The sequence below is a fragment of the Kineococcus glutinatus genome (assembly GCF_039542765.1).
Classification (GTDB): Bacteria; Actinomycetota; Actinomycetes; order Actinomycetales; family Kineococcaceae; genus Kineococcus_A; species Kineococcus_A glutinatus.
In genome coordinates this window covers 1-5,121 of record NZ_BAABIL010000264.1, presented here as the reverse complement: position 1 = coordinate 5,121, position 5,121 = coordinate 1, and the positions used below count along the sequence as shown (strand labels likewise).

Sequence of the window (5,121 nt, the reverse complement as noted above, 5' to 3'; positions counted from 1 at the left end):
CCCCCGGCACCGGCCCCGCGGGCAGGCGCCGCAGCACGACCACCGGCGCCAGCACCGCCAGCACGGGCGGGCCGGCGAACACCCAGCGCCACCCCACCTGCTCGGCGACCGCCCCGGCGAGGGCGGGGCCGACCACCCCCGGCAGCACCCACGCGGCGGCCTCGGCGGCGAACACCCGCGGTCGCAGCTCCTCGGGGTAGGCGCGGGCGACGACGACGTTGAGCGTGACGACGAACAACCCGGCACCCAGGCCCTGCACCGCGCGGCCCACGGCGAGCACCGCCATCGACGGCGCCAGCGCCGCGGTGAGCAGGCCGGCCACGAACAGCACCAGCCCCACCGCCACCGGCCGGCGCGGACCGGCGGCGTCGCTGTCGAGCCCGCCGGCGACGACACCGAGGACGTTCGTGGCCAGCGGCGCGGCGAACGCCAGCGCGTACAGCTCGACGCCGCCGAGGGAGGCGGACACGACGGGCATGACGGTCGCCACCGCCATCGCCTCGAAGGCGGCGGTCACGACGAGGACGACGATGCCCAGGGTCAGGGCCCGGTAGCGCGGGCTCAGCAGGCCGGGCGCGGCGGGAGCGGTCTCTGATGCGTCGGAGGTGTCGGGGAGCACGGGGACGACGCTAGGAGTTCGACCGCGCTGGAGGTCAACGGTCGGATCCGGCCGGTCCCGGCAGCGGGCACGCTGCTAGCCGTTGTGCCCGCGGGACGGCCCTGCTAGTTTCTGGGGAACCGGTTTCACGCCTGGCTCCGACGCCGCCCCGGACGGTTCCGCGCTGCCGCGGGTCCTCCCACGCCGCGGCCCCCCGCTACCGGTCGACACCGACCGATCCGCACCACCGGTCCCCCGTTCTCCCCGCCCCGGCAGAGAGGCGCAACGATGCCCTTCCCCGCACCCGAGAACCCCCGGCGCACCCCTCCCCCCGGCACCCGCGGAGCCCTCGGCCGCGCGGTGCGGACGCTCACCCCGGCCCTCGCCCTCGCCCTCGGGCTCGGCCTGACCGGCGCGCCGGCCTCCGCGGGGGCGCAACCTGCGCGCGCGGCGGACCGGCCCCCGGCGCAGGCGGTCGCCCCCGAGCGGGAACCGCTGGCCGCCTCCGATGGCTGGGCCTCCGCCGAGGGCGGCACCCGCGGCGGCTCCGACGCCGCACCCGGCGACGTGGTCGACGTCCGCACCCGCGACGAGCTCGCCGCCGCGCTCAGCGGCGACCACCCGAAGATCGTGCGCGTCGTCGCCGACATCGACGCCGCCACCCTGCCCGACGGCACCCGCACCACCTGCGAGGACTACGCCCGCGACGGCTACACCCTCGCCGACTACCTGCACACCTACGACCCCGCCCGGTGGTCCGGTGCCGCCACGGGCCCGCTGGAGGACGCGCGCAAGGCGTCCAGCGCCGCGCAGGGCGAGCGCATCAAGCTCCGCGTCCCCTCCAACACCACCCTCATCGGCGTCGGGGACGTCACCCTCACCGGGTTCGCCGTCACGATCGACGGCGCCGACGACGTCATCGTGCGCAACCTGCACATCTCCGACGCCTACGACTGCTTCCCCGGCTGGAACGGCGACACCTGGAAGACCGAGTGGGACAACCTCGTGGTCTCCGGCTCCACGCACGTGTGGCTGGACCACCTCACCCTCGACGACGGTGACACCGCGGACTCCGAGCAGCCCGTGTACTTCGGGGAGAGGTTCCTGCGCCACGACGGGCTCCTGGACGTCGTGCGGGCCGCCGACCTGGTCACCATCTCCTGGAACCGCCTCGTCGGGCACGACAAGTCGATGCTGTGGGGCAACGGGGACGGCGCCGTCGCCGACCGCGGCAAGCTGCGCGTCACCCTGCACCACAACGAGATGGTCGACCTGGTGCAGCGCGCCCCGCGCGTCCGCTTCGGCCAGGCCCACGTCTACGACAACGTCTACCGCGTCAGCGACCCCGAGAACTACCAGTACTCCTGGGGCGTGGGCGTGGAGTCCAGCATCATCGCCCGGGAGAACACCTTCGAGCTGGCCGACGGGATCGGCGCCGACCGCATCGTGCACGACTGGGGCGGCACCGGGATCGACGCCGCCGGGACGTGGGTGAACGGGCGCCAGGTGGACGTCCTGGCCGCGTACAACCGGGCCAACCCCGGCGCACCGCTCGCCCCGACCGTCACCGGCACCGCCGGCCCGCACCTGCGGATCGAGCCGGCACCGGCGGCGCGACGGGCCGTGGCCGCCCACGCCGGCGCCGGTCGCCCGTCCCGGGGGGCCGCCGCGCCCACCTCCGGGGAGGAACTGCTCCGGCTCATGCGCGCGCCGGACACGCGCACGGCCGACGGGCCGGTGTGGTCCCTGGTCGCCACCGGGTTCGCGGCCACGCCCGCGGACGGCCTGCCCATCGGCACCACCGGCGGGCAGGACGGGCCGACCGTGACCGTCACCGACGCCGCCGCCCTGGCCCACCACGCCGCGCTGCCCGGCGCCGCGACGATCCTCGTCCGCGGCCGCATCACCGTCGACCCGTTCGGCTCGATGATCCGCGTCGGCGACGACAAGACGATCGCCGGCGTCGGGGATCAGGCCGAGATCGTCGGCGGCGGTCTCTTCCTCGACGGCAGCTCCAACGTCGTCGTCCGCAACCTCCGCTTCCGCGACTCCTACGTCCCCGGCGACTGGGACGGCAAGAGCGCCGACAACGACAACGACGGCATCCGCCTCGACGGTGCCTCGAACGTGTGGATCGACCACAACGAGTTCACCCGCCTCGGGGACGGCCTCGTCGACGTCCGCAAGGACTCCACGGCCGTCACGCTGTCCTGGAACGTCTTCCGCGACCACAACAAGGCCGTCGGGGTGGGTTGGACCCCCAACGTGGTCACCACCGTCACGATGCACCACAACTGGTTCTCCAACACCTTCCAGCGCAACGCCAGCATCGACAACACCGCCGCCGCGCACCTGTACAACAACTACCTCGACGGCATCGGCCAGTACGGCACCATGTCCCGCGGCGCGGCGCAGGTCCTCGTGGAGTCCAGCGTGTACGCCAACGGCGAGGACGCCGTCGTCGCCAAGGACCCCGCCTCCCGCGTGGAGTCCCGCGACAACCTGTTCACGGAGATCCGCGGCCGCAAGGACTCCACCGGTGCCACGTTCGACCCGCGCGCGTCCTACCCGTACACCCCCGACCCGGTCGGGGACGTCCAGCGGGTCGTGACCGCCGGCGCCGGCCCGCTCGTGCCCGACGAGCGCGTCGGCCGCACGGTCCGCGTCGCGCTGGACGGCACCGGGGACTTCGCCAGCATCACCGCCGCCGTCGGCGCCGCCGAGCGCGCCGACCACCCCGTGGAGATCGTCGTCGCACCCGGCACCTACCGCGAGGTGGTGCGCGTGCGGCCCGCCGCCGACCACGTGCGGATCCGCGGCGGCAGCGGCCGCGCGCAGGACGTCGTGCTGACGTACGACGTCGCCTCCGGCCAGCAGAAGTTCTACGGCGGCACGTTCGGCAGCACCGGTTCCCCCACCCTCGCCGTCCTCGCCGGGGACGCCACCCTCGCCGACGTCACCGTGGAGAACGCCTACGACGAGGCCGCGAACGGCGGCAGCCAGGCCCTGGCGCTGCGCACCACCGGCGACCGCGTCGTGCTGGACGGGGTGCGGCTGCTGGGCAACCAGGACACCTACCTGGCCGACACCCCGAACCGCGACACGAACGCGCGGGTGTACGTGCGCGACTCCTACGTGGAGGGGGACGTGGACTTCGTCTACGGCCGCGCGACCGCCGTGTTCGAGCGGAGCACGCTGCGCTCGCTGGACCGCGGGCAGGCCGTCAACGGGTACGTCACCGCGGCCTCGACGACACCCGTGAGCCGCGGCTTCCTGTTCGTGCGCTGCCGCTTCGAGTCCGACGCGGCGGCCGGCACCGTGTTCCTCGGCCGGCCCTGGCACCCCAGCAGCAACCCCGTCACGGACCCGGCGGTGGTGGTCCGCGACTCCTGGCTGGGCGGGCACGTGGCGACGCCGGCGTGGGCGGACATGAGCGGCTGGTCCTGGCGCGACGCGGAGTTCGCCGAGTACTCCAACTCCGGGCCCGGTGCCGTCCGCGGCCAGGCCCCGGTGGACGGGCGCCCGCAGCTGTCGCGGCAGCAGGCCGCGCAGGCCACCCCCGCGGCCTACCTGTCCGGGACGGACGGCTGGTCGCCCCGGCGCTGACCCGCACGTGATCCACGGCCCCCGGCGCGCGACGCGCCGGGGGCCGTGGTCGTCCCGGCGCCGTGGTCGTCCCGGGATCGCGTCAGGCGCGTGCGGGCGCCGGGCCGAGGTCCAGCAGCCGACCCGCGACGTCGTCCAGGGCCAGGCGGACGGCGCCGGAGACGACGGCCCGCTCCCCCAGCGCCGAGGCCCGCAGCAGCGGCGGCCAGCGGCACAGCGGCGCCGCCTCCCGCTCCACGGCCGGCAGCAGGACGTCCCCCGCCCCCGCCACCGCACCGCCGAGGACGACGAGGGCGGGGTCGAGGACCGAGGCGACGACGGCGACCACCCGGGCCAGCCGCGCGGCGACGGCGTCCACGACGGCGGCGGCCGCCGGGTCGCCGGCGCGGGCCGCGGCGAACACCACCTCGGCGTCCACCCGTTCCGGGTCCCCCCCGACGGCGCGGAACAGCGCACCGCCGCGGGAGGCCGCCGCCCGGGTGCGACCACCGGCGCGGGCCACGGCCTCGGCCCCGAGGCGGCGGGCGACGGCACCGACGCCGTCGGCGTCCCCCACGCCCTCCACGAGGCGCAGCACCCCCAGCTCACCGGTGCCGCCGTGGGCGCCGCGCAGCAGGCGGCCGCCCAGGAAGACCCCGGCGCCGAAGCGCTCCCCGGCCAGGAGCAGCACCACGTCGTCGACGCCGGCGGCGGTGCCGCGCCAGCGCTCGCCGAGGACGGCGAGGTTGGCGTCGTTCTCCACCAGGACGGGCCAGCCGGCCACGCCGCCGAGGGCGGCGCGCAGGTCCGCGCGGGCCAGACCGGGCAGCCAGCGCTCGACGGCGTCGACGTGCCCGTCGCCCGTCACGGGCCCGGGCACCGCCAGGCCGACCGACAGCACCGCGTCCTGCGCCACGCCCGCGCCGCGCAGGACGCCG

General features: G+C 76.2%; 3 protein-coding genes. 1 reads left to right on the top strand and 2 read right to left on the bottom strand.

From position 1 onward, the window contains the following. Positions 1-619 (bottom strand): MFS transporter (locus ABEB16_RS10880; RefSeq protein ID WP_345712273.1); only part of this gene is annotated, 619 nt, incomplete at its 3' end. 267 nt (positions 620-886) lie between these two features. Here ABEB16_RS10880 and ABEB16_RS10875 point away from each other — a divergent pair. Beyond that, positions 887-4,204, top strand: a complete 3,318-nt coding sequence (locus ABEB16_RS10875) for a pectinesterase family protein (protein ID WP_345712272.1) — start codon at positions 887-889, stop codon at positions 4,202-4,204. An 82-nt stretch (positions 4,205-4,286) separates the two neighbouring features. Here ABEB16_RS10875 and ABEB16_RS10870 read toward each other — a convergent pair. Beyond that, on the bottom strand, positions 4,287-5,121 hold an 835-nt coding region (locus tag ABEB16_RS10870), incomplete at its 5' end, for an ROK family protein (RefSeq protein ID WP_345712271.1).

What these genes read in the sequence shown, in the direction of transcription:
- ABEB16_RS10875 (WP_345712272.1), top strand. Translation starts at nt 887, where the DNA reads ATGCCCTTCCCCGCACCCGAGAACCCCCGGCGCACCCCTCCCCCCGGC.